Below are 24,952 nucleotides of genomic sequence, written 5' to 3'. Positions count from 1 at the left end.
GAGCGCGTCACCGGACGTCACCCCCCACCACTGGATGGAAAGCTATACGACGCCGAACCGACCACGAGTATATAAGCAGATGTCTCAGGAGGGATACGACCACGCGAGGGTCGAGGAACGCTGGCAGGAGGCGTGGGACGACGCCTCGGTGTACCACGTGCCGGACGACGCCGAGGACCCGACGTACGTCCTCGGGATGTACCCGTACCCGTCGGGGAAGCTCCACATGGGCCACGTCCGCAACTACACGATCACGGACGCGTACGCCCGCTACCGCCGGATGCGCGGCGACGACGTGCTCCATCCGATGGGGTGGGACGCGTTCGGGCTCCCGGCCGAGAACGCCGCCAAGGAGCGGGACACCAACCCCCGCGACTGGACGTTCGACTGTATCGACACGATGAAGGGACAGATGAAGTCGATGGGGTTCGGCTACGACTGGGACCGCGAGGTCACCACCTGTACCCCCGAGTACTACCGGTGGAACCAGTGGCTGTTCCGCCGCTTCCACGAGGCCGGCCTCGTGGAGCGCCGCGACGCCGACGTGAACTGGTGTCCCTCCTGCGAGACCGTCCTCGCCGACGAGCAGGTCGAGGGCGACGACGAGCTGTGCTGGCGCTGTGACACCCCCGTCGAGACCCGCGAGCTGGACCAGTGGTTCCTGAAGATCACCGAGTACGCCGACGAGCTGCTGGAGGCCATCGACGAGCTGGAAGGGTGGCCCGACTCCGTCCGCCAGATGCAGCGCAACTGGATCGGTCGCCAGTACGGGAGCGAGGTCGACTTCGAAATCGAAGGACACGGGACCGTCACCGCGTTCACGACCCGGATCGACACGATCCACGGCGCGACGTTCTTCGCCATCGCGCCCGACCACCCGATCGCCCGGGAGCTGGCGGAAACGGACGACGCGGTCCACGAGTTCGTCCACCACGAGGCCGACCCGGACGGCGACGAGCCGAACGGCGTCGAGACCGGCCTCACCGCGACGAACCCCGTTACGGGCGAGGAGATCCCCGTCTACGTCGCGGACTTCGTCCTCTCGGACGTGGGGACGGGCGCGCTGATGGCGGTCCCCGCCCACGACGAGCGCGACCACGCGTTCGCGACGAAGAAGGGCGTCGAGATCCGGCCCGTGATCGCGCCGGAGCCGGACGACCCGGACGGCGAGACGGTCCCGGACGCCCCCGACGTCGAGGCGGAAGCGTTCACCGACGACGGGGTCGTGATCGACTCCGGCGAGTACACCGGCCTCGACAGCGAGACCGCCCGGGAACGGATTACGGAAGACACCGAGGGCGCGAGCGAGGCGACGCAGTACCGCCTGCGCGACTGGGGGATCTCCCGCCAGCGCTACTGGGGAACGCCGATCCCGATCGTGAACTGCGACGACTGCGGAGCGGTCCCGGTGCCCGACGAGGACTTGCCCGTCGAACTGCCGGAGTTCATCAACACGACCGGCAACCCGCTGGACGCCGCCGACGAGTGGCAGGCGACGACGTGTCCGGAGTGCGGCGCGCCCGCGACCCGGGAGACGGACACGATGGACACGTTCGTCGACTCCTCGTGGTACTTCCTGCGGTACGTCTCGCCGGACCTGGACGAGGCACCCTTCGACCTCGACCGCGCGAACGACTGGATGCCGGTCGACCAGTACGTCGGCGGCATCGAACACGCCGTGATGCACCTGCTGTACTCGCGCTTTTTCACCAAGGTGCTGGCCGACGAGGAGGGCCTCGACCACCGCGAGCCGTTCACGAACCTGCTGGCGCAGGGGATGGTCCAGCTGGAGGGCGAGAAGATGTCGAAGTCGAAGGGGAACGTCGTCTCGCCCCAGCGCATCGTCGACGAGTACGGCGCCGACACCGCGCGGCTGTTCATGATGGAGGCCGCCCAGCCCGAGCGCGACTTCGACTGGTCCGAAGAGGGGGTCAGGTCCACCCACCGGTTCCTGACCCGCCTCAGCGACCTCGTCGAGGCGTACGCGGCGGGCGACGTGACGCTCGCCGGCGGCGGCACCGGCGCCGACCCCGTCGACCGCGGTGAGATCGACGACTACGTCGCCGACGAGATCGACGCCGCGGTCGCCATCGCCGGCGCGGAGTACGACGACCTGACGTTCAACGTCGCGCTCCGCGAGGCGCAGGACCTCGTGGGGACGCTCCGGAGCTACCGCGAGTACGCCGACCCGCACCCGGCCGTCTTCGAGCGCGGGCTCGACGTCGCGGTCCGACTGCTCGCGCCGGTCGCGCCCCACCTCGGCGAGGAGCTGTGGGAGACGCTCGGTCGGGAGGGGTTCGTCGCCGAGGCCGAGTGGCCGACCGCGAGCGTCGACCGCGACACCGTCGAGCGCCGGCGCCGGCTGGTGACCAACACCCGCGAGGACGTGCGCGACATAATCGACGTCGCCGGGATCGAGGACCCGGAGCGGATCGACGTGGTCGTCGCGCCCGACTGGAAGTACGACGCCCTGGCGATCGCGATCGACAGCGACGCCGACAACCTGATCTCGGAGCTGATGGCCGAGAGCCACATCCGCGATCAGGGGGACGCCGCCGCCTCGTACGGGCAGGACCTCCAGGCGAACCGCGAGGCGTTACGGGAGACGCTCGGCGGCGACGCCGAGTACGACGCCCTGCGCGCCGCCGCGTGGCTGATCGAGCGGGAGTTCGACGCGCCGGTCCACGTCGAGCGCGCCGCCGACGCCGACGAGGACGTGGTCCGCAAGGCGGAGCCGGGCCGCCCCGCCATCGACATCGTCGAGTAGCGGCCGACTCCTGCGATGAGCTCGGCGGGCTCTGCCGCCCCCGGAAACGCTTAGTCGCCGGCGCGGTCCCTTCCCGTATGGACGACCCGTACGCGCCCGCCCGCGAAGCTCTCGCCGGCGACGGGCTCGGTGACGGTTCCACGGCCGAGAGCGAGGCGGCCGACCCCGCGGTCCTCGCCGCGCGGCTCGACGACGCCGACCCGCTCTCTTCGTTCGCGGACCGATATCACGTTCCGGACGACGCCCTCTACATGGACGGCAACTCGCTCGGGCCCGCGAGCGACGCCGCGCTCGCGAGCCTCGACCGCGTGGTCGACGAGTGGCGCGACCTGCTCATCTCGGGGTGGACCGACGCCGACCCGCCGTGGTTCGATGTCGGCGAACGGCTCGGCGACGCGCTCGCGCCGCTGGTCGGCGCCGGCCCCGAGGAAGTGGTCGTCGGCAACTCGATCACGGTGAACATCCACACGCTCGTCGGCACCTTCCTCGACGAACTGCTGGCCGGGAACGGCCCCGAACACGAGGGATTCAGGGCGGCCGATGGAGACTGGAACACAGCCACGGACCCCGCCGTCCTCGTCAACGAGCTCGACTTCCCCTCCGACCACTACGCGATCCGAGCGCAGCTCCGACAGCGGGGGATCGACCCCGACGGGAAGCTCCGGGTCGTGCCGAGCCGCGACGGGCGGACGATCGACTCTCGCGACGTCGAGGCCGCGCTGGAAGCGCACGACGACGTTGGAATCGTCTTCATGCCGACCGCGCTGTACCGCTCCGGCCAGCTGTTCGACGTCGAGCGGATCGCGGCGGCCGCCCACGAAGCGGGGGCGTACGCCGGCTTCGATGCGGCGCACTCCGCGGGGGCCGTGCCCCACGAGTTCGACGACGCGGGCGTCGATTTCGCTGTCTGGTGCACGTACAAGTACCTCAACGCCGGCCCCGGGTCGATCGGCGCGCTGTTCGTCGCGGAGCGTCACCACGGGCTCACGCCCGCGCTGGCGGGGTGGTGGGGCCACGAGAAGGAGACCCAGTTCGAGATGAACATGACGTACACCCCGGCCGACTCCGCGGGCGCGTGGCAGATCGGCACCCCGCCGCTGCTCTCGGCCGCGCCGCTGGAGGGATCCGTGGAGCTCCTGCGCGAGGCCGGTATCGAGCGCCTGCGGGAGAAGTCGCTCGCGCTGACCGACTTCCTGATCGCCCTCGTCGACGACCGCCTCCCCGAGGTGTCGGTCGGGACGCCCCGCGACCACGAGGCCCGCGGCGGCCACGTCGCACTCGAACACTCCGACGCCGAGCGTCTGAGCGCGGCGCTCAAAGACCGCGGCGTCGTCGTCGACTTCCGCCCGCCGAACGTGGTGCGCGTCTGTCCCGCCGCGCCGTACACCTCGTTCGCCGACGTGCTCGAAGTCGTCGACGAGATCGAAGCGATTCTCGACAGCGGCGCGCACGAGAAGTACGCGACGAGCGAGGGCGGCGTGACCTAGCGGGCGCGGAACGTGGGAGTCCGCGGCCGGGGTCGACTGACGAGAGGGTTCTGCCGTTGACATCCGCAGTATTATCAGTCGAGGTGGCGTAGATAGTATAAGAGAGCCAATGGGAGGAGAGTCACACACAGCCGACAGAGCTGGTCGGCCCGGGACGGACGGTGACCGGGTGACCAACGCCTACGAGGCGATGTTCCGAGCGGCGGACGACGCGATGTTTCTCCTTGACGTGGTGCGAAGGGACGGCGAATACGAGTTCACGTTCAAGCAGAACAACACCGCGTACCAGCAACAGACCGGGCTGACCGAGGACGCGATATTCGGGCAGACGCCGCGGGAGCTCCTCGGGGACGAACAGGGGATCGCGGTCGAAGCGAACTACCGCCGGTGCGTCGAGGAGGGGACGACGATCGAGTACGAAGAGCGGCTCGATTTCCCGGCCGGGACAACGGACTGGCAGACGAAGCTGACGCCGGTCACGGAGGACGGAACGGTGACGCAGATCATCGGCGTCGCTCGCGACATCACGGAGCAGAAGGAACGCGAGCGGGAACACCGGCGGACGTACCGTCGGTTCCAGACGGTGTTAGAGACGATGTCCGCGGCGGTGTTCCTGAAAGACACCGACGGGCGGTACCTCCTAATGAACCAGGCGTGCCGCGACGTGTTCGACATCGACGAGGACCCCGTCGGAATGACCGACGAGGACCTCTTTCCGGAGGCCGTCGCGGCGCAGGCCCGAGCGGACGACCGCAGAGTGATCGAAGGCGGTGAGCAGATCGAGATCGAGGAGACGGTTCCGACGCCCGCCGGGGAGAGCGTTCGACTGACGCGGAAGTCTCCCGTATACGATGAGGAGGGATCGATCCGGGGAGTGTGTGGGGTTTCGACCGACATCACCGAACAGAGAGAGCGGGAGCGAACCCTCCAGCAGATCAAAGACCGACTCAAACTCGCGGTCGAGGGCGCGCAGATCGGCGTCTGGGACTGGGACATGACCACCGACGAGGTCGAGTTCAACGATCAGTGGGCGGAGATGCTGGGTCACTCGTCCGACGAGATCGAGCCGCACCTCGTCGCGTGGGAACGCCGTGTCCATCCCGACGACCTCGCAGCGGTCGAAGACGCCCTGTCTGAACACATGGCGGGCGAGACGGAGTACTACGACACGGAACACCGGATGCGAACCGCGGCGGACGAGTGGAAGTGGATCCGCGACGTCGGAAGGGTCGTCGAGCGCGACGACGACGGGGAGCCAGTTCGGGCCGTCGGAATCCACCTCGACATCGACGACCAGAAGCGGCGAGAGGCGGAGCTGGAGCGCACGCAAGCCCTCATCGAGCGCACCCAAGAGAGCGCGTCGATCGGTTGGTGGGAGGTCGACCTGGTCAACGAGTCGCTCACGTGGAGCGACGAGGTGTACCGGATCCACGAGGTGCCGGCCGACGAGACGGTGGAACTAGAAGACGGAATAGAGTTCTATCACCCGGACGACCGGGACGCGATCGAACGGGCGTTCGAGCGGCTGACGGAGGAGGGCGAGTCGTACGACCTCGAACTGCGGATCGTCACGGCGACCGGACGAACCCGGTGGGTCAGGGCGGTCGGCGATCCGCAGTTCGACGACGCGGGGGAGGTCGTCGGCGCGCTCGGACTGTTTCAAGACATCACCGAGCGGAAGCGGTACGAGATGGCCCTTGAGTCGACGCGCGAGGAGCTACGGACAGTCATCGACCTCGTGCCGGACCTGGTGTTCGTGAAGAACCGCGATGGCGAGTATCTCCTGGCGAACGAGGCGACGGCCGCGGCGTACGGACTGACGCCGGACGAGGTCGAGGGGAAGTCCGAAGGCGAGATCATCCCGGACGCCGACGACTCCGCGGCGTTCCGGCAGGACGACTTGGAGGTGATCGAGTCCGGGGAACCGAAGAACGTCGGCGAGGAGACGTTGACGACGGCGGACGGCGAAACGCGCATCCTCCAGACGGTGAAGATCCCCTACAGGGTGCCGGAAACGGGTGAAGACGCCGTTCTGGGATACGCCCGCGACGTCACCGACCTCAAGCGGTACGAGCAGACGCTCGAAGAGCAGCGAGACACCCTCATGCTGCTCAACCAAGTCGTGCGCCACGACATCCGGAATCAGCTGATGGTCGTCACGTCGTACACCGAACTGCTCGAGGACTCGCTACCGGACGACCAGAGCCGGACGTACGCGCGGACGGTCATCGGGGCGGCGAAGCAGGCGGCCGACATCACGGAGACTGCCAGGGACGTCACCGACGTGTTGCTACAGGTCGGAACCGACCAAGAGCCGGTCGATCTCCGCACCGAACTCAACCAGCAGATCGAACGGATCCGATCCGAGAAAGACCGCGCGACGGTCACGGTGAACGGATCGATCCCGGACATGACGGTGTTGGCTGACGGCCTGCTGGAGGCGGTGTTCCGGAACCTGCTGACGAACGCGGTCGTCCACAACGACAAGCAGGTGGCCGAGATCACGGTTTCGACCAGTTTGTCGGAGGACGCGGTGTGCGTCTCGGTCGCCGACAACGGGCCCGGAATCCCGGACGATCACAAAGAGCAGATCTTTCAGGAGGGCGAGAAGGGACTGGAGAGCGGCGGAACCGGGATCGGCCTGTACCTCGTCAAGACGCTCGTCAACAGGTACGACGGCGACGTGTGGATCGAGGACAACGAGCCGACGGGGAGCGTGTTCGTCGTCAAGCTGCCGCTCGCCGAGTGATCGGCGAGCGACCCCTCCGGCGACGGCAGCGCTCGGCCGCGCGGTCAACCGTCTGAATCTCGTGGAGCGACGGGCTTAATCGCCCGAGCGCCCAACAATAGACGATCACAGCATGGCGGAACCCTCGGGGATGGACGCGTTCGCGCACCTCGGGAGCGAGGTCCGCGAGGCGCTCTCGGACCGGGGGTTCACCACGCCCACCGAGCCCCAGCGCGAGGCGATCCCGCCCCTCGCCGAGGGGAAGAACGCCCTCGTCTTGGCCCCGACCGGCACCGGGAAGACGGAGACCGCGATGTTACCCGTCTTCGACGCGCTCGTCGACGCCCGGAACTCGCCGGGCGACCCGCCCCGCGAGGGGATCTCCGCCCTGTACATCACCCCCCTCCGCGCGCTCAACCGCGACATGATGGACCGGCTGGAGTGGTGGGGCGAGACCCTCGGCGTCGAGGTCGCGGTGCGCCACGGCGACACCACGCAGTACGAGCGGTCGAAGCAGGCCGACGACCCGCCCGACGTGCTCATCACGACGCCGGAAAGCCTCCAGGCGATCCTCACCGGCTCGAAGATGCGCGTCGCCCTCGAAGGCGTGGCGCACGTCGTAATCGACGAGGTCCACGAGCTGGCCGCGGCGAAGCGCGGCGCCCAGCTCACGGTCGGCATGGAGCGGCTCCGCCGCGTGGCGGGCCCGTTCCAGCGCGTCGGCCTCTCCGCGACGGTCGGCGACCCCGAGGAGGTCGGGAAGTTCCTCGTCGGAACGGGGAAACGCGACCCCGACCGCGAGGGCGACCGCGCGTTCGAGACGGTCGAGGTCGCGGCCGGGACGCGGACGGACGTGCGCGTCCGCGACCCCGAGATCACCGACCGCGACGCGACGCTCGCGGGCGAGCTCGCGGTCGACGAGACGACCGCGAGCCACGTGCGAACGATCCGGGAGATCGTCGCGGACAACGAGTCGACGCTGATCTTCGTCAACACGCGACAGACCGCGGAGGCGCTCGGCTCGCGGTTCAAAACGCTCGCGGAGAAGGAGCGAGATAAGGGCACGGAGGACCCTACCGAGATCGAGCTCCACCACGGCTCGCTCTCGAAGGAGGTCCGGATCGACGTGGAGGACCGGTTCAAGTCGGGCGAGCTCGACGGGCTCGTCTGCACCTCCTCGATGGAGCTCGGGATCGACGTGGGCCGCGTCGACCACGTGGTCCAGTACGGGAGCCCGCGCGAGGTCGCCCGCCTGCTCCAGCGCGTCGGGCGCGCGGGCCACCGCCGCGACCTCGTCTCCGAGGGGACCGTCGTGACGCAGGGGGGCGACGACACGCTCGAAGCGATGGCCATCGCGCGGCGGGCGGGCGAGGAGCTCGTCGAGCCGGCGAACATCCACCACGGCAGCCTCGACACGGTCGCGAACCAGATCGTCGGGCTGGTGATGGACGAGGGCGACGTTCACGCGCGCGAGGCGTACGAGACGGTCACGAACGCCTACCCGTTCAGGGACCTCTCGGAGCCGGAGTTCCAGGAGGTCGTCCGCGAGCTGGACGGGAACCGCCTGCTGTGGCTCGACGAGGAGACGGACACCCTCGAGAAGTCGGGGGGCACCTGGCAGTACTTCTACGCGAACCTCTCGATGATCCCCGACGAGGCCACCTACGAGGTGTACGACATGTCCTCGCGGCGGGGCATCGGGACCTTAGACGAGCAGTTCGTCGTCAACTTCGCCGGGCCGGGCGAGACGTTCGTCCAGCGCGGCGATATGTGGAAGATCACGGAGATCGACGAGGAGGAGGAGCGCGTGAACGTGACGCCGATCCCCGACCCGACCGGCGAGGTGCCCTCGTGGGTCGGCCAGGAGATCCCCGTCCCGAAGCCGGTCGCCGAGGAGGTCGGTCGAATACGCGGCGAGGCCGCAGCTGCCCTGAACGCCGGCTCCACGCCCGAGGCGGTCGCGGTCGACCTCGCGGAGCGGTACCCGACCGACCGAGAGACCGTCGCGGCGGCCCTGAAACCGGTCGTCGACCACGTCGAGGCCGGTCACCCGATCCCCACGGACGAGCGGATCGTGATCGAGGGCAGCGCGCGCACCGTCGCGGTCAACGCCGCGTTCGGCCACGAGGTCAACGAGACGCTCGCGCGCCTGCTCGCGGCCTTGGTCGGCCAGCGCGCCGGCTCGTCGGTGGGAATGGACGTCGACCCCTACCGGATCGAGTTCGAGGTGCCTCACGACGCCGGAGTCGGGGACTTCCGGGAGGTGTTGGAGACCACCGACCCCGAGCGGTTGGAGGCGTACCTCGAACTCGCCGTCAGGAACTCGGACGCGCTGAAGTTCACGCTCGCGCAGGTCGCCGCGAAGTTCGGCGCGGTCAAGCGGTACAAGGAGGGGCGAGGGAAGTTCGGCGGCGACCGCCTGCTCGCGGCGCTCGAGGACACCCCAGTCTACGACGAGGCGCTCCGCGAGGTGTTCCACGCCGACCTCGCGGTGCCGGAGACGGCCGACCTGCTCGCGGGGATTCAGGATGACTCGCTCGACCTCGCGATCGCCCGCGAGCGCACCCCGCTCGGCACCGCGGGCCGCTCCGCCGGCACGGAGTTCCTCGTGCCCGACAACGCCGACGCCGACGTGATCCAGACCGTCAAAGAGCGCATCCGGGACGACCGGGTGATACTCTTCTGTCTCCACTGCGCGGACTGGAAGCAGACGACGAAGGTCCGGCGCGTCCGCGACCAACCCGAGTGCCCGGAGTGCGGCTCCACCCGGATCGCGGCGCTCAACCCGTGGGACGACGAGACGGTCGCCGCGGTGCGCGCGGCCGAGAAGGACGACGAGCAGGAGCACCGCACCGAGCGGGCCCACCGCGCCGCGAGCCTCGTCCAGACGCACGGGAAGCGGGCGGTGATCGCCTTAGCCGCCCGCGGCGTCGGCCCCCACAACGCCGCCCGGATCATCAACAAGCTCCGCGAGGACGAAGACGAGTTCTACCGCGACGTGCTCCGTCAGGAGCGCGAGTACGCGCGCACGCAGTCGTTCTGGGACTAGCTCGGCTCCTCGCCGCTGTCCGGCGGCGGTCCGCCGGACTCCCGTGTTTAAGTATCGGACGACCGATCGGGGAACATGGACCTCTCCGCCGCCGTCACGGCCGCGACAGCGACCCTCCGCCGACGCCCCGCAGACGTCCTCCCCTTTTACCTCCTCGGCACCGCGGTGCCGGTGATCGCCCGGCTCGGAACGTTCGCCGCGCTCGCCGGGATCTACCTCCACCTCGAACTGACCGGTCGGCTCGCGGCGGCTCGCGACGCGCTGGGCGGGATCGAACCGCCGCCGGAGACCCAGGATCCGGCGGCGCTCCGGGCGTGGGCGGAGGGATTGACCCCCGCGTTCGAACCGCTGTTGACGCCCACCGTCGCGGTCCTGTTCGCCGCCGGCGTGCTCGTCACGGTCGTCCTCGCCGTGGTCGCGTACACCGTCATCTCGGCCGGTCAGCTCTCGGCCGTCGCCGCGAGCCTCCGCGACGAGCGCGGACTCGTCGGGGGGATCGCCGGCGCACGATCACGCTGGCTGACGTTCCTCGGGCTGTACGTCGCCGAGCTGCTCCTCTGGATCGGCGTGATCGCGCTCGGGTCGCTCGCGGTCGGCGCGGCGTTCCTCGCGAACCCGTTCCTCGGGGCCGCGGTCGCGGTCGCCGCCCTCCTCGTCGGCTTCGTCGCCCTCGCGCTCGTCCGGATCCTCTTCGCGTTCGCGCCGGTGGCCGTCGTCGTCGACGACGCCGGCGTGGTCGGGGGCGTCGAGGGGGCGGGCGGCTTCGTGCGCTCGAACCCCGTCGACGCCGCGGCCTACCTCGTGGTCGCGATCGGCGCGCTGATCGCCGTCGCGTCGGTCGCTTCCGGCGTCGCGTTCCTCGGCGGCGGCGCCGTGGTCGCGCTCGCCAGCGCGGTCGTCGTCGCGCCCGCGCTCGACCTCTTGAAGACCGCCCTGTACGGGGACTACCGCGGGACGGTCGACCCCGTCTCGGCGCCCGAGGCGGGCGTCAGAGCCCAGCTCGGCGGGGGGCTCCGGCGCGGGTGGCGCGAACTGACCGGGTTCGTGCGGTCGACGCCGGGCCACCACGCGCTCGCGATCGCGGTAGCGGTCGGATTCGGCGCGGTCGGCTGGACGGCCGCGGCCCCCTTCGCCGGGGCGGTCCCGACCTCGATCGAGGCGAGACTGGTCGGTCACGTTCCGCCCGTCGCGGCGCTGACGTTCTTCGGGAACAACTGGGGGGTCGCGATCGCGACCGCCTTCTCCGGTGTCGGACTCGCCGTCCCCGCGCTCTCGTCGCTCGCGTTCAACGGTCTCGCGCTCGGCGCCACCGCCGCCCTCGAGGAGAACCTCCTCGCGCTCGTCGCGTTCGTTGTCCCCCACGGGATCTTCGAGATCCCCGCGATCGTCGTCTCCGGCGCGCTCGGGATCCGCCTCGGCGCCGTCTCGTGGCGGGCGTTCCGCGGCCGCGCGAGCCGAGAGCGGTTCGCCGACGCCTTGGCGACAGCCTTCTGGGTGACCGTCGGGATCGGAATCGTACTCGGCGTCGCCGCCGTCATCGAGGGGTTCGTCAGCCCGTACTACTGGCGGCCGTTCCTGTGAGCGACGCCGACCGCCGACCCGCCCTCCACGGCGCCGGAGCGGGGCGCTGACGCCGCCCGCACGCTTATTACCGCGCGGTCGAAGCGACGGTATGCAGCCGCTCGTCGCCGTCATCCTCGTCGGCGTCCCGCTCGCGTGGCTCGTCGGCTTCGCCGCCTACGCGTACGTCGACGCGCCCAAGTACGGCATGAACCCGCGCAAGTGGGCCCTCATCGCGTTCGTCGTCCCGCTGTTCGGCTTCCTCGCGTACGTCTTCGAGCGCGACGAACTCGACTACGACCCCGAGGAGGACCCGTACGCCGGCGGCGACGACGGCCGCACCGGCGGCTTCGCCGTCCACGAGTCGCGCCAAGGCGAGAAACGCCTCGGCCCGGCCGGGACGGAAGCAGACGACGGCGACGACGAAGACGACGAGTGGAACGACCCGGACGGCGTCGACCTCTGACAGCGCGACCAGGACAGATCCCGGTCAGCACCGAGACAGCGGCGACCGATGTGATATTTAAATATCCGAGAGCGGGTGGCGTCGATGTTTATAAACAACAGTGCGGTCGGCGCGTGCCTCCGAGCGCCCAACGGGCGCGAGGAGCACGCGCGAGGGAGTCGGGCGGCCGGAGCGAAGCGGAGGCCTGCCGACGAGGCTGGGGAGGCGTGAGGTGCGGTTGCTGTGCGGGGCGGGACTCAAAGGGGCAGTCGCGAGGACGAAGCACGGCGACGGAAGTAGCGTGGCGCTACGCGCCACGGAAAGCCGGCGGCTCCGCCGCCGGCGACACCGCAGCGAGTGAGCGGAGCGAACGAGCGAGGAGCGCAACGAGTGTGCGCCGTCCTCGCGGCCGGGGCTTTGGAGCTGTTCGCCGCCGATCCGCTGTCGCTTATTTATAAACGACCACCGTCAACGGCGACTTTATCGAAAACCGATCCGCTCTAAATCGCGTCGCGGAGCGCCGCCCGCCGACGGTCGAGGTCGAACGCGGCCTCGGGCGCGTCGAGCCGGTCGAAGAAGGCGAACGCGTCGGCACCCGCCCCCTCAGCGTGGCCGATCAGCGCCTCGATCGACGCCCGATTCAGCGCGAACGACTCCAGCTTCCCGCAGCAGAGCGCCAGCGCGACGCCCGCCTCGCCGGACGGGAACGCGGGGTCGACCGCTGAGAAGTCGGGATCCGCGGGCACTCCGTCCGCGATCTCCGCCTCGGCCGCCGCGCCTTCGACGCCCGCCTCCGCGGCCGCGACGACCCGCAGACACCGAGTACAGATCGCGGCCGCGTCGGCCGGGGCGTGCTCACGGAGCGTCGGCGGCACGGCGAACGCGATCGCGTCGGCGTCGCAGTGTGGACAGGACACGCTCGTCGCTACAAGCGGGTCCGAGTAAAAGTCGACGGCGGAGAGAGAAGCGGCGACCGACGCGGGAGCGGTGATGGCGGTTCGGGAGCCGACGCGCGACGGGCTATCGGTCGGGGAGCCGTCAGTCGGCGGGCTCGGGCTCTTCGGTCTCCGCGGCCGCGACCGCGGCGTCCTCTTCGGCCTCTTCCTTCTCCTCCTCCTCTTTTTTCGCTTTGATCTTCTTCATGCGGAAGATCTCCTCGCGCTCCTGCTCTTCGAGCTTCTGCTCGATGTACTCCTGGTTCTCGTACAGGGTCGGGAGCAGCGTGAACTCCAGGGCGTTCACGCGGCGCTTCGTGGTCTCGATCTCCGTGAGCATCTTCTTCATCGCCGTCTCGACCTCGGCGGCGAGGATGATCGACTCGAGCAGCTGCTCGTAGGCGTCGGCGGCCTCGTCGATCCGCGCCGAGGAGCCGAGCAGCCCGTAGCCGCGCTCGTCGAGGCTCTTTTGTACCTTCGAGGACTCGATCTGCGGGACCACGACGCCCATGATGTTCTTCGACTGGGTCGTGATCTCGGGGTGTTCTTTCAGCGCCGCGGCCGCGCCGCGGACGGCGACGTCGCCCTCCATCGCCCGGGCCATGTCGATCTTGCGCTGGGCCGTCTCGTAGTTCTCGGAGACCTCGGACCGGACGTCCTGCGCCTGGTCGAGGATGTCCATGAACTCCATGATGAGCCCGTCGCGCTTCTGTTCGAGCGTGTCGTGACCGCGCTCGGAGAGCTCGATGCGGTCCTCGATCGCCATCAGGTTCTTGCGCGTCGGTTTGACATCTTTGGCCATCTTGGGGAGAGGTTCCGCTCCGAGGCGGTTAATTCTTTTCAGACGCGGCGGGTCGGCGGGCCGGCGTGCGCGTCGTCGGCGGCGACGCCGCCGCTCAGGGGTAACGTACGACTGCGCGGCGAAAAGTGAGCCGAGACGTTAGTCGGCCGCTTCGACGACTTCGCGCTCGGCGTCGTCCTCGCGGTAGTGCTCCTCGATGAACTCCTCGTCGATCCGGTTGAGGGCGTCCTTCGGCAGCATCGAGAGGAGGTCCCAGCCGATCTCCAGCGTCTCCTCGATGTCGCGGTTCGTCTCGAAGCCCTGGTCGATGAACTCCGACTCGAACGCGTCCGCGAAGTCGAGGTACTGGTTGTCGAGCTCGGAGAGCGCCTCCCGACCGACGATGTTCACGAGGTCGCGGAGGTCCTCGCCCTCCGCGTACGCCGCGAACATCTGGTCTTTCACGTCCGCGTGGTCGGCGCGGGTGAGCCCCTCGCCGATCCCGTCGTCCATCAGCCGCGACAGGCTGGGGAGGACGTTGATCGGCGGCTGGAGGCCCTGGCTGTTGAGGTCGGGGTCGACGTAGATCTGCCCCTCCGTGATGTACCCGGTCAGGTCCGGGATCGGGTGGGTGTCGTCGTCGCCCGGCATCGTGAGGATCGGGATCTGGGTGACGGAGCCGTCGCGGCCCTTGATCCGGCCGGCGCGCTCGTACAGCTGCGCCAGGTCGGTGTACATGTACCCGGGGTAGCCGCGTCGGCCCGGCACCTCCTCGCGGGCCGCGCCGATCTCGCGGAGCGCCTCGCAGTAGTTGGTCATGTCCGTCAGGATGACGAGGACGTGGTAGTCCTTCTCGAAGGCGAGGTACTCGGCCGTCGTCAGGACCATCCGCGGCGTGACCGTCCGCTCGACGGCGGGGTCGTCCGCGAGGTTCATGAAGACGACGGAGCGCTCCAGGGCACCGGTTCGCTCGAAGTCCTGCATGAACTCGTTGGCCTCCTCCTGGGTGATCCCCATCGCGCCGAAGATGACGGCGAACTCGGAGCCGTCCTCGTCGTCGCCCTCCTCCTCTTCGGGCACGCTGGCCTGTCGCGCGATCTGCATCGCCAGTTCGCTGTGCGGCTGGCCCGAACTGGAGAAGATCGGAAGCTTCTGGCCCCGGACGAGCGTGTTCATCCCGTCGATCGCGGAGACGCCCGTCTCGATGAACTCCTCGGGGTACTCCCGGGAGTACGGGTTGATCGCCGCGCCGACGATGTCCTGGCGCTCCTCGGGCACGATCTCCGGACCGTCGTCGATCGGGCGGCCGGAACCGTCGAGCACCCGCCCGAGGAGGTCCTCGGTGACGGGCATCTTCATCGTCTCGCCCAGGAAGCGGACGGACGCGTCTCTGTCGATGCCTGAGGTGCCCTCGAAGACCTGGATGGCGACCACGTCCTCCGAGGATTCGAGCACCTGTCCGCGCAGCGTCTCGCCCTGTGCCGTCTCGATCTCGACGATCTCGTCGTAGCCGATCGCCTCGTCGACCTCGGCGTACACGAGGGGACCGCTGATCTCGGTGATGGTTTGATACTCTTTCATGGTCAGTAGAGGCTCCGGAGCTCCTCGCTGATCTCGGCTTTGAGATCCTCGACGTACTCCTCGTAGTCCTCTTGGACGCCGATACGGTTAATCCGCGGGGCCGACTCGATGTCGATGATCTCCTCGACCGGGACGCCGGCGTCGAGCGCGTCGAACGCCTCGTCGTTGAACGTCTGGATCGTCGTCAGCATGAGGTACGTCTTCTCCGGCGGACAGAACGTGTCGACCGGGTGGAACGCGTTCTGCTGGAGGTACGCCTCGCGAAGGTAGCGCGCGACCTCCAGGGTGAGCTGCTGGTCGTCGGGCAGGGCGTCCTTCCCGACGAGCTGAACGATCTCCTGGAGCTCCGTCTCCTCGTCGAGCACGTCGACCGCCCACTGGCGTCGCTCGGCCCAGTCGTCGGCGACCTCCTCTTCGAACCAGGGGTCGAGCTGGTCCTTGTACAGCGAGTAGGACTCGTTCCAGTTGATCGACGGGAAGTGACGGCGCTCCGCCAGGTCCGCGTCGAGCGCCCAGAACGTCTTCACGATCCGCAGCGTGTTCTGGGTGACCGGCTCGGAGAAGTCGCCGCCGGGCGGCGAGACCGCGCCGATCGCCGAGACGGAGCCCTCCGTCCCGTTGATGTTCTCGAAGTAGCCGGCGCGCTCGTAGAACTGCGCCAGGCGGGCGGCGAGGTACGCGGGGTACCCCTCCTCGCCGGGCATCTCCTCCAGCCGGGAGGAGATCTCGCGCATCGCCTCCGCCCACCGCGAGGTGGAGTCGGCCATCAGCGCCACGTCGTACCCCATGTCGCGGTAGTACTCGGCGATCGTGATCCCGGTGTAGATACAGGACTCGCGCGCCGCGACGGGCATGTTCGAGGTGTTCGCGATGAGCGAGGTGCGGGCCATCAGCGGGTTGCCGTTGGCCGGGTCCTCCAGCTCGGGGAAATCCTCGATGACCTCCGTCATCTCGTTGCCGCGCTCGCCGCAGCCGACGTAGACGATGATGTCCGCGTCGGCGTACTTCGCGAGCTGGTGCTGGGTGACCGTCTTCCCGGAGCCGAACGGCCCGGGGATCGCGGCCGTCCCGCCCTTCGCGATGGGGAACAGGCCGTCGAGGATGCGCTGGCCGGACACCAGCGGCGTCCGTGGCGTCTTCTTGTCGTTCGCGGGACGGGCCTCGCGCACCGGCCACTCCTGGTGCATCGAGACCGCCTCGCCGTTGTCGAGCTCGACGACCGTCTCAGTGACGTCGAAGCTGCCGGCCTCGGCGGCGACGACCTCGCCGCCCTCGTAGTCCGGCGGCACCATGACCTTGTGGTCGATGGTGACCGTCTCCTCGACGACGCCAACGATGTCGCCGGGCTCGACGACGTCGCCTTCCTCGACCGCGGGCTCGAACTCCCACTCCTCCTCGAGGTCGATGCCGGGCGCGTCGACCCCGCGGTCGAGGTACGGACTACCCATCTTGCCCTCCAGCACGTCCAGGGGGCGCTGAACGCCGTCGTAGATGGCGTCCAGCATCCCCGGGCCGAGGTCGACCGACAGCGGCTCGCCCGTGTTCTCGACGGGTTCGCCGGGGCCGACGCCGGAGGTCTCCTCGTACACCTGAACGGTCGTGAGGTCGCCCTCGATCTCGATCACTTCCCCCATGAGCCCTTCGTCGCCGACGTAGACGACGTCGTTCATGCGGGCGTTGAGATCGCGGGCGGTCACGACCGGACCGCTCACGCTCTGAATGACACCGCTGTCTGTCGCGGCGTCGGTTGTGTCTGCTTTGCTCATATTAGTCGTCTTCCTCCATCAAGTCGATGCCGATGGCGCGTTTGATCTGGTCGCGCAGCCCGCCGCTGCCGGCGCCGGAGCCGCCGAGCGTCACGAGGACCGGCTCGATGCTCCCCTCGACCGCCTCGCGGGTCCCCCGCGAGAGGTGGTCGAGGTCGTCGTCGTGCATCACGATGATGCCGACGCCATCGTCGTCGAGCGTCCGCTCGACGGCGTCGTCGAGCTTCTCGTCCTTCTCGTCGTCCGGCACGTTCTCGAACGCCCGGACGCCGGCGAGGCGGAATCCGGTCGTGAACTCCGGGCTGCCGACGACCGCTATCTCCTGGCTCATGTTATCACCAGCTCCGATTCGATCTCGTCCGGCGAGAGGCCGGCCTCCTTTCCGCGGGCGATCGCTCGGATGTTCTCCGTCTCGCGCTCCTTCGCGAGGATGTAGGAGATCACCGGGGTGACCGACACCGGGTGGATCGTGCCGAGCCGGTCGCCGTACGCCAACAGCGCGCCGTCGATCGCGTGTTCGAACGCGATGAGGCTGTCCGCCGCCTCGAGCTCGCGCAGCGCGGGCCCGAGCTCCTCGCCGTACTGGCTGTCGCCGATGTACTCGACCAGCTCGTCGAGGTTCTGCGCCAGCCGCGCGAGCGACGAGCGAGTGAACAGGTCGCCCCCCTCGATGAAGTACGCCGCGGGGTCGATATCGGCGCCCGAGCGGGCGAGCCGGAGCGCGTTCGTCGCGTTCCGGAAGTCGACCTCTGCCCTGAGGAACGCCTCGTACTGCCGGGTCGGCTCGTCGCCGCCGAGCCCGGAGAGGAGCCGCTCGTAGAACGCGCGGTCGACCGCGTTCTCCAGCGGCACCAGCACGCCCGTCTCCTCGAACTCGGCGTACGCCTCCCGCAGCGGCTCCCCGTAGATCGTGTCTTCGAGGACCTCGATCACGCCGTCGATCGAGTCCGCCTCCAGCAGCCGCCGGATCCGGCGGTCGTCGAACTCGCCGGCGCGGATCAGGTCGGCCTCGACGGCCGACTGGTCCGCGTCGGTGTAGACGCCGCGGATGACCGTCTTCACGTTCCATGCGTCGAATTTCCGGAGGTACCGGGCGATCAGGTCGTACAGCGTCCCCTCGCTCCAGTCGAGGATGTCGTCGAACTGCTCGGCGAGGTTCCGGTTCAGCGCGTACTCGATCAGGTCGACGCCGCCGTGGCGACTCCCCAAGGCGTTGATCTCCTCGCCGTAGCTCGACTCCTCCATGAACCGGGCGATCTCCGCCGGCCCCATCCGGGTGAGCTTGCGGTACTCCTCGTCCCCGTAGAGGCTGCCGCGGCGGGCACGAACCCGCGCGACGACGTACTCGGGGTTCGAGCTGCCGGCGGCGCTCATTGGTCGAACAGCCGCTCCGAGATGTTCTTCAACTCGTCGTCCCAGACGGACTCCAGGACCGAGTCGAACGTGTTGTTCACGCGAACGCGGGAGGTGTCGCTCTCGGCGACGACGCCGCCGAGACAGTCGACTTCGCCGTCGACCTCGGCGTTGCGGTCCGCGACGAGCTCTTCGAGCAGCTCGACGTCCTCGGCGCGGGTGTAGACGGCGACGTCCTCGTCGTCGTCGAACTCCGCGAGGCTCGCGTCGAGCAGGGCCTCGGTGAGCTCGCGGCGGTCGTCGCCCTCGAGGCCGGCGATCGCCGCCTCGACCTCGTCGCGAACGTCCTCCAAGACGTCGCGGCGAGCGCCGAGCCGCTCCTGTTTGGCCTCGAGCTTCGCCGAGGAGAGCGTCTGTTCGCGCTCCTGGTCGATCTGACGCTCGACCTCGGCGAGCCGCTCCTCGCGGATGCGCTCCGCGTCGGCCTCCGCCTCGGCGACGATCTCGTCGGCCTCCGCCTCGGCCTGTTCGCGGATCTCCTCCGCACGCGCGCGGGCCTCATCTTCGACGTCCTCAACGACGGTTTCCAAACTCATTGGTTGAAAAACGCTGGAGAGTTACCCGACGATGAAGACGACGACGAGCGCGAGGATGACGATCGTCTCGGGAAGGACCGTCAGGATGAGCCCGTTCACGAAGAGGTCGTCGTCCTCCGCCATCGCGCCGACGGCGGCCGACCCGATACCGCGCTCCGCGTAGCCGGCGCCCAGCGCTGCCAGGCCGACGGCGAGCGCCGCCGCGGCACTGGGGTTAGTCAGCGTTCCACCGGTCGACAGTACGAGGTTCCCGAGTTCGTTGGTAGCTTCAAACATTGGTAGTAGTTGCTGTTGCTCGTCTCCGAACGGTTGCTATTTGCCCCTAGAGGAGTCATAAAGCTTCCCAAAACGACCGAACGGATTCGGGGAAAACGAGGCGGAAAGCGGGGGCTACTGCGGTCGAAAACCCGACGGCGGTGCCGGGTCCGAGCGCGGGGGAACGCGACGGGACCGAACGGTGGCCGGCGGTCGGTCCGGCCGTCAGTCCTCGCGGGTGTACTTCCGGTCGCGGCCGAACGGCAGGTACGCCCGCCCGCCGCCCTCGTAGAAGTTCCCGAAGAACTCCACGTACTCGAGGCGGACGGCCTGGATACCGGCGGACGTGACGCCGAGCAGCAGGACGACGAGGTGGCCGACGACCGCGACGAGAATCCCGGCCACGAGGGCGACGACCCCGACGAGGCCGATGGAGGCGGGATCGAACGCGGTGGTGATCCCCGCGAAGACCAGCTCCTCGCTCGGCGTCTCCTGAACGTGAGCGAGGTGCTCCGCGGAGAAGATGAAGTGGAAGCTCCCCTGGCCGCCGTCGTCGATGTACGCGCCGAAGGCGAGCAGGTTGACCGCGAGCGCCATCCCGCCCTTCGCGAGCAGGACGGCCATGAGCCGGGCGTACGAGATGACGTTGACGACGGGCGAGAGGAACTCGGCCAGCTCCGGCGGTTCACCGATTCCCAGCAGGACGATCCCGAGGGCGGCCGCCGCGGCGCCGGCGATGCCGACGACGACCGGGAACCCGCTGAACGAGACCGCGCCGAAGGTGAGGACCGAGACCGCGTCGAACAGGAAGTCGGGCTTCGGACCGGGAACGTGCTGGCTGAAAATCCAGATCCACGCGCCGTTGAGGATCAGCAGCCACGATCCCCCCTCGTAGATCGCGTGTTTGAGGTCGTGCTGCTGGTGGGTGCGCACGAACGAGAGGACGTGTCCGATATTGAGGTGAACGATGCCGAACACGACGCTCACGACCAGGAACGAGAGGCCCCAGTCGAGGTCGGCGGGCGAGAGGCCCTTCCCCTCGACCGGCCAGTGGATCCCGAGCAGCTGGTAGGCGTGGTAGCCGAACAGGTCGATGCCGTAGTAGATCCCGAACAGTATCGTGAATCCGCCGGCCCACATCGCGACGGCGCCGAGTTCGCGGAACGAGCCGTCGTACTTGGTGTACATGAAGTAGCCGACCGCGGCGTACAGCGCGCCGTACCCGACGTCACCGATCATGAACCCGAACATCGCCGGGAACGTCAGGAAGACCAGAAGCGTCGGGTCGAACTCCGAGTACCTCGGCCGCCCGAACGCCTGAACGAGCAGTTCGAACGGTCCCGCGGCGCCGCCGTTGTCCTGAACGACCGGCGGGTCGTCGGAACCGTGCGCCGCGTGGCCGCCGTCGGTGGCCGCCTCGCGCTCCGCGGTCGCGTCCTCGGCGTCTGCGGCGGGAGAGTCGGACGCCTCCGCCCCGCCGGTCTCGTCGTCGACCGGCTCGGCGTGGTGGTCGCCGTCGGCGGTGAAGGAGGCGCGTTCGAGCTCCTCGACCTCGACGTGATCGCCCACCGCGTCGACGACGGCCGCCTCGAAGTCGGGGTACGTCTCGGTCGGCACCCACCCCTCGGCGACGAAGGCGTTCTCCGTCGTCGCGAAGGAGAGCGGCGCCTCCTTCTTTTCGGCCTCGATGGTGAGCTGCTCTTCGGCGCGCAACAGGAAGCCGGCGGCCTCCTCTTTCACCGAGTCGAGCTCGCTTTCGACGGCGTCGAGCTCGTCGCGGAGGTCGGCCTGCTCGGCCTCCAGCTCCGCGACGTACTCCTCGGGGCTCGCGTCCGCGTCGGGGACGTCGAGCAGCGCGATGTCGACGCCGACGAGCGCGTCCTGAACGACGCCCTCGGCGTCCGGGTCGGTCGGTCGCGCGACGATGGCGACCACGTCGCCGCCGGCGAAGACGTCGAAGGCGCCTATCGTTTCGGCGTCTTCGAGCGCCGCCTCGACGGCGCTGACCTTCGCCTCGCCGACGACGACCTCGACCGAGTCGTAGCCGCGCAGGTACTCCAGGTCGATCCCGAGCTCGGCGAACGGCTCCATCCGGTCGATCTCCTCCTGCCGGTCGCGGATCGCGGCCTGGAGCTCGTCGCGCTCGTCGTTGAGCTCGTTGACTCGCTCGCGGACGCGGTCGAGCTCGGCCTCGAGTTCGTCGTCGTCGAGCGACCGAGCGACGTCGGCGTCGTCGGCCTCGACGTCGAGGATGCTCTCGAGCGACCGGACCGTCACGAGCCGCTCGTTGACGGTCTCGGCGCCCTCGAGCGAGGTCCCGGGCTCGAACCCCTCGTACCGGTCGTCGTAGTCGGTGACGTGTAGGGAGTGGTGGGCGTACGCCGCCTCGATGACGTCGTCGATGACGCGCTTCGATCCCGTCACCGACACCCGGCTCATCCGCTCAGGCCTGAGCATCCACCGCCTCCTCGGCCTGTTGGTTCACCGCTTCCTCGAACCGTTCGACGGCGTAGTCGACGGCCGAGTCCACGCGCTCGCGGGCCTCGCGTTCGAGCTCGTCGCGGTCGTTACGCCCCGATTCGAGGATCTCCTCGCGCCGCTCTTCGATCTCCTCGCGGGCCGCTTCGAGCCGCTCTTGGGCCTCGGCCTCCGCCTCCTCCTCGGCCTCGGCGCGGATCTCGTCCGCGCGCTCTCGAGCCTCGGCGAGGCGCTCGTCGGCGTCCGACTCCGCCGTCGCGATGATCTCGTCCGCCTCCCGTTCGGCCTGCTTGATCGAGTTGAGCACCTCTGGTCTCGCCATGCTACTAATCGCCTGAAACTCCACAAGCGACGTATAAGGTGTTTGCGAAAGCCCGCGGGGTTTCGCGGAGATACCGGGGCGATTCCGGACGGATCTCGTCCGGAACGCGTCCGACCCGGCGGTCGGATCCGGTCGCCGCCGCCTACATTTAAGTAGCAGTCGCCGGACCCTCACCGTATGGCAACGGTGTATGCGGTCGCGTCGGCGAAAGGTGGCGTCGGGAAGACCACCACGACCGCGGCGCTGGCGACGGTTCTGGCGGAGTCGGGCGCCGACGTCGTCGCGATAGACGCCGACCTCGGCATGGCGAACCTCGCGGGCGTCGTCGGGGTGACCCCCGGCGAGACCACCCTCCACGACGTCCTCACCGGCGAGGCAGACCCGGAGGACGCGGTCCGCGAGGGGGCGTCCGGCCTCCGGGTCGTCCCGGGGGCGGCCGACCTCGACGCGTACGCGGCCGCGGACCCGTCCGGGCTCCGCCGGGTCGTCGAGGCGTTCGGTGACGCCGACTTCGTGTTCGTCGACGCGGGCGCCGGCCTCTCCCACGACTCGACGATGCCGCTCGCGGTCGCCGACGAGACGCTGCTCGTCTCGACGCCGGAGCGGAGCGCCCTCGGCGACACCGAAAAGACCCGACAGCTGACCGAGCGCCTCGGCGGGACCGTCGCGGGCGCCGCGATCACGCGCGTGACCGACGACGCCGACGAGGTCGTCACGGCGCTGCTCGACGCCCCGATCCTCGGCCGGATCCCCGACGACGAGGCCGTGCCCCGGGCCGCGGCGGCGAACCGACCCCTGCTGGCCGTCGCGCCCGACGCGCCGGCGACGCGGGCGTATCGCGACCTCGCCCGGGCCCTGACGGGAACCGGTATCGACGGCACCGGGCTCAACGAACCCGCGGCCGACGCCGCGGGCGGTGCCGGAGACGGGGGCGACGGAGACGACGACGGCGAGGCCGAACCGGAAGCGACCGACGACGAGGCGGGGGAGGGCGAACGAGCGGACGCGGACGAGCTGGAGGCCGACGACGAACGCACCACCGACGAAAGCGACGGCGAGGCGGCCTCCGAGGACGGCGAGGCCGCCTCCGAGGACGACGAGATAATCGTCGCGGACCCCGACGCGACCGGGGTGACGGAGCCGGGCGACGGCGAGGACATCATCGTCGCGAGCGAGAGCGAACCGACCGACGATGACACGGACGAGGACGCGGACGGAGGTCCCGCCGCCGACGGCGACGAGACGGCGAGCGAATCGGCCGCGGCGACCGCCGGTGAGGGCGACGAGGACGCAGCCGAGAGCGACGCAGCGGAGGGCGACGAGGACGCAGCCGAGAGCGACGCGGAGGAGAGCGACGCGGAACCGGCCCCGATTCCCGATGCGGACGAGACCGCGCGGACGGCGACCGGCGAGACCGGGTCCGGCGACGACGTCGAGGACGAGTTGGCCGGCAGCATCCCGTTCCGCGACGACGACACCGGGACGATGAACACCGTGCTGTCCGACGAGGACCGGGAAGACGAGGGGAACGACGGATCCGAGTCGTCCCCGGACGCCGACGACGCGGACCGAACCGATCCCGAGCCCTCCGAAGCGGCCGACCCCCGGAGCGACGAGGAGGAACAGGAGAAGAGCGGGGGGTTCTTCAGCCGGCTCTTCGGTCGGTAGGGAGCGGCGAGGCCGCGACTCGTCGAGCGGGTAGCCGGCGCAGCGGGAATCGGTCGGACCGCGGCGACGCCGTCAGGCCTCCGAGGGAACGCGGGCGCGGTCGCGGATCAGCTCGCGGATCTCCTCGGGGTCGGTGACGGACGCGAGCTCCTCGCAGGAGACCAGAGCGGTGCCGTCGACGGACTCGCGCTTCTCGTCCTCCTCGGTGAAGTACACCGACCGGGTCTGTGCCACCTCGCCGATGGAGGACATGATCCGGGCGCGCTTCTCGGCCGCGGCGGTGAACGCCGAGTGGCCGGTGAGCACGCGCGTCGCGGGGCTGTCCTCGTCCTCTGAGACGGCCTTGAACGGCGCGCGGGCGGTCGGGTGGACGGTGAAGCCGGCGCTCGTGAGCACGCCCAGGACGTGTTCGTCGTCGGGGTCGGCCGCGGGCGCCGAGGGCGTCGGCTCCGCGTCTCGGACGTCGTCCGCGCCCTCAAGCACGTCGACCGGGCTGGAGAACGGCTGGTCGAACAGGTCCTCCAGCTGGATCGCCACCTCGATGGAGGCGTTCATCCCGTCCTCGTACTTCGAGACGGTGCGCCTGGAGACGCCCAGCTCGTTCGCGAGGCGGCCGAGCGACCAGCCGCGCTCCTCGCGCTCGTCGGCCAGCAGGTCGCCGTCGAGGCTGACGTACAGCCCGCCGGGCGCCGCGTAGATGAGCGGGGGCATCCCCTCGACGAACAGGTCGTAGGCGGTGTCGGGGTTGATCACCGGCACGCCGTGCCTGAAGTAGACGACGCCCGGCTTCAGCTCCTCGTCGCGGGTTCGGATCCCGATCACCATCGGCGTTCCCCTGAGGTACTCGCCGAGCCGGCGCATCTCCGCGCCGGTCTCCGCGTCGAGCGCGTCGACGTTACCGAGGATCTTCAAGAGGAGGAGGTCTTCGTCGCGGCGGGCCGCCACGTCGAAGCTCTTGGGCCGGACCGCACACCGGTCGCTGACGAGGAACCCCGCGTCCTCCAGCATCGCGGTGACGTTCCCGATGAGCGCAGTCCGGGACATAGCCGAAACAAGCGGCTCGGCGTATATATGCGTTGTGTCGTTCCCCTCCCGACGAAACTGCCGCCCGCCTGCGATTTTCCGCGTTCGGCACGGGAAACGGTTAAATACTCGACCGGGGCCGAGAGCGCCTTCGCGGT

The 24,952-nt window shown here is 69.3% G+C and carries 18 protein-coding genes; 7 read left to right on the top strand and 11 right to left on the bottom strand.

Annotated features, from left to right (window positions below; all coding sequences use genetic code 11):
* Positions 1-79 precede the first annotated feature (79 nt).
* From leuS to EXE45_RS08040, 6 genes are all read left to right on the top strand, one after another.
* A complete protein-coding gene (gene leuS, locus EXE45_RS08065; RefSeq protein ID WP_137694013.1) occupies positions 80-2,767 on the top strand; it encodes a leucine--tRNA ligase in 2,688 nt (895 codons plus the stop codon).
* Between the two features lie 77 nt (positions 2,768-2,844).
* Positions 2,845-4,254: a kynureninase gene (gene kynU / locus EXE45_RS08060; protein WP_137694012.1), complete on the top strand. Its 1,410-nt coding sequence runs from the start codon at positions 2,845-2,847 to the stop codon at positions 4,252-4,254.
* A gap of 109 nt (positions 4,255-4,363) precedes the next feature.
* Positions 4,364-7,003, top strand: a complete 2,640-nt coding sequence (locus tag EXE45_RS08055) for a PAS domain-containing protein (RefSeq protein ID WP_137694011.1) — start codon at positions 4,364-4,366, stop codon at positions 7,001-7,003.
* A 112-nt stretch (positions 7,004-7,115) separates the two neighbouring features.
* Positions 7,116-10,031 (top strand): DEAD/DEAH box helicase, encoded by a 2,916-nt coding sequence (locus tag EXE45_RS08050; protein WP_199233602.1) that lies wholly within the window; start codon positions 7,116-7,118, stop codon positions 10,029-10,031.
* Positions 10,032-10,106: 75 nt separating this feature from the next.
* Positions 10,107-11,612 carry a stage II sporulation protein M gene (locus tag EXE45_RS08045; RefSeq protein WP_092920702.1) on the top strand — a complete coding sequence of 502 codons (1,506 nt, stop codon included), beginning with the start codon at positions 10,107-10,109 and terminating at the stop codon, positions 11,610-11,612.
* Between the two features lie 91 nt (positions 11,613-11,703).
* Complete coding sequence (locus EXE45_RS08040; RefSeq protein ID WP_092920701.1) at positions 11,704-12,057, top strand: hypothetical protein; 354 nt, start codon at positions 11,704-11,706, stop codon at positions 12,055-12,057.
* A 479-nt stretch (positions 12,058-12,536) separates the two neighbouring features.
* Here EXE45_RS08040 and EXE45_RS08035 read toward each other — a convergent pair whose 3' ends face one another.
* The 10 genes from EXE45_RS08035 to ahaH form a co-directional block, all read right to left on the bottom strand.
* Entirely contained in the window at positions 12,537-12,953 is a 417-nt protein-coding gene (locus EXE45_RS08035; protein ID WP_092920700.1) for a DUF6276 family protein, read from the bottom strand.
* 121 nt (positions 12,954-13,074) lie between these two features.
* Positions 13,075-13,773, bottom strand: coding sequence for a V-type ATP synthase subunit D (locus tag EXE45_RS08030; protein WP_092920699.1), 699 nt, complete (start codon positions 13,771-13,773; stop codon positions 13,075-13,077).
* 138 nt (positions 13,774-13,911) lie between these two features.
* Positions 13,912-15,333, bottom strand: coding sequence for a V-type ATP synthase subunit B (locus tag EXE45_RS08025; RefSeq protein WP_092920698.1), 1,422 nt, complete (start codon positions 15,331-15,333; stop codon positions 13,912-13,914).
* Positions 15,334-15,335: 2 nt separating this feature from the next.
* Positions 15,336-17,099 (bottom strand): ATP synthase subunit A, encoded by a 1,764-nt coding sequence (locus EXE45_RS08020; RefSeq protein ID WP_137694010.1) that lies wholly within the window; start codon positions 17,097-17,099, stop codon positions 15,336-15,338.
* A 1-nt stretch (position 17,100) separates the two neighbouring features.
* Complete coding sequence (locus EXE45_RS08015) at positions 17,101-17,430, bottom strand: V-type ATP synthase subunit F (RefSeq protein WP_137694009.1); 330 nt, start codon at positions 17,428-17,430, stop codon at positions 17,101-17,103.
* Complete coding sequence (locus EXE45_RS08010; protein WP_092920696.1) at positions 17,427-18,473, bottom strand: V-type ATP synthase subunit C; 1,047 nt, start codon at positions 18,471-18,473, stop codon at positions 17,427-17,429. The genes EXE45_RS08015 and EXE45_RS08010 overlap by 4 nt, the downstream gene beginning before the upstream one ends.
* The gene (locus tag EXE45_RS08005; protein WP_092920695.1) at positions 18,470-19,048 is read right to left on the bottom strand and encodes a V-type ATP synthase subunit E; all 579 of its coding nucleotides are present in this window, start codon (positions 19,046-19,048) and stop codon (positions 18,470-18,472) included. The genes EXE45_RS08010 and EXE45_RS08005 overlap by 4 nt, the downstream gene beginning before the upstream one ends.
* A 21-nt stretch (positions 19,049-19,069) precedes the next feature.
* The gene (locus EXE45_RS08000; protein WP_092920694.1) at positions 19,070-19,324 is read right to left on the bottom strand and encodes a hypothetical protein; all 255 of its coding nucleotides are present in this window, start codon (positions 19,322-19,324) and stop codon (positions 19,070-19,072) included.
* 204 nt (positions 19,325-19,528) lie between these two features.
* Positions 19,529-21,742, bottom strand: a complete 2,214-nt coding sequence (locus tag EXE45_RS07995) for a V-type ATP synthase subunit I (RefSeq protein WP_137694021.1) — start codon at positions 21,740-21,742, stop codon at positions 19,529-19,531.
* 4 nt (positions 21,743-21,746) lie between these two features.
* Positions 21,747-22,103 carry an ATP synthase archaeal subunit H gene (gene ahaH / locus EXE45_RS07990; RefSeq protein WP_092920692.1) on the bottom strand — a complete coding sequence of 119 codons (357 nt, stop codon included), beginning with the start codon at positions 22,101-22,103 and terminating at the stop codon, positions 21,747-21,749.
* Between the two features lie 177 nt (positions 22,104-22,280).
* Between ahaH and minD the strand changes: the two genes are divergently transcribed.
* Positions 22,281-23,771 (top strand): cell division ATPase MinD, encoded by a 1,491-nt coding sequence (minD, locus tag EXE45_RS07985; protein ID WP_137694008.1) that lies wholly within the window; start codon positions 22,281-22,283, stop codon positions 23,769-23,771.
* A 72-nt stretch (positions 23,772-23,843) separates the two neighbouring features.
* On the opposite strand, the gene EXE45_RS07980 is transcribed toward minD, so the two are convergent.
* A complete protein-coding gene (locus tag EXE45_RS07980) occupies positions 23,844-24,815 on the bottom strand; it encodes a transcriptional regulator (RefSeq protein WP_137694007.1) in 972 nt (323 codons plus the stop codon).
* Positions 24,816-24,952 lie beyond the last annotated feature (137 nt).

It is taken from the genome of Halorubrum sp. SP9, assembly GCF_005435015.1.
Lineage (GTDB): Archaea > Halobacteriota > Halobacteria > Halobacteriales > Haloferacaceae > Halorubrum > Halorubrum sodomense.
The sequence above is the reverse complement of the archived record's forward strand: the minus strand, read 5'-3'. Positions and strand labels throughout refer to the sequence as shown.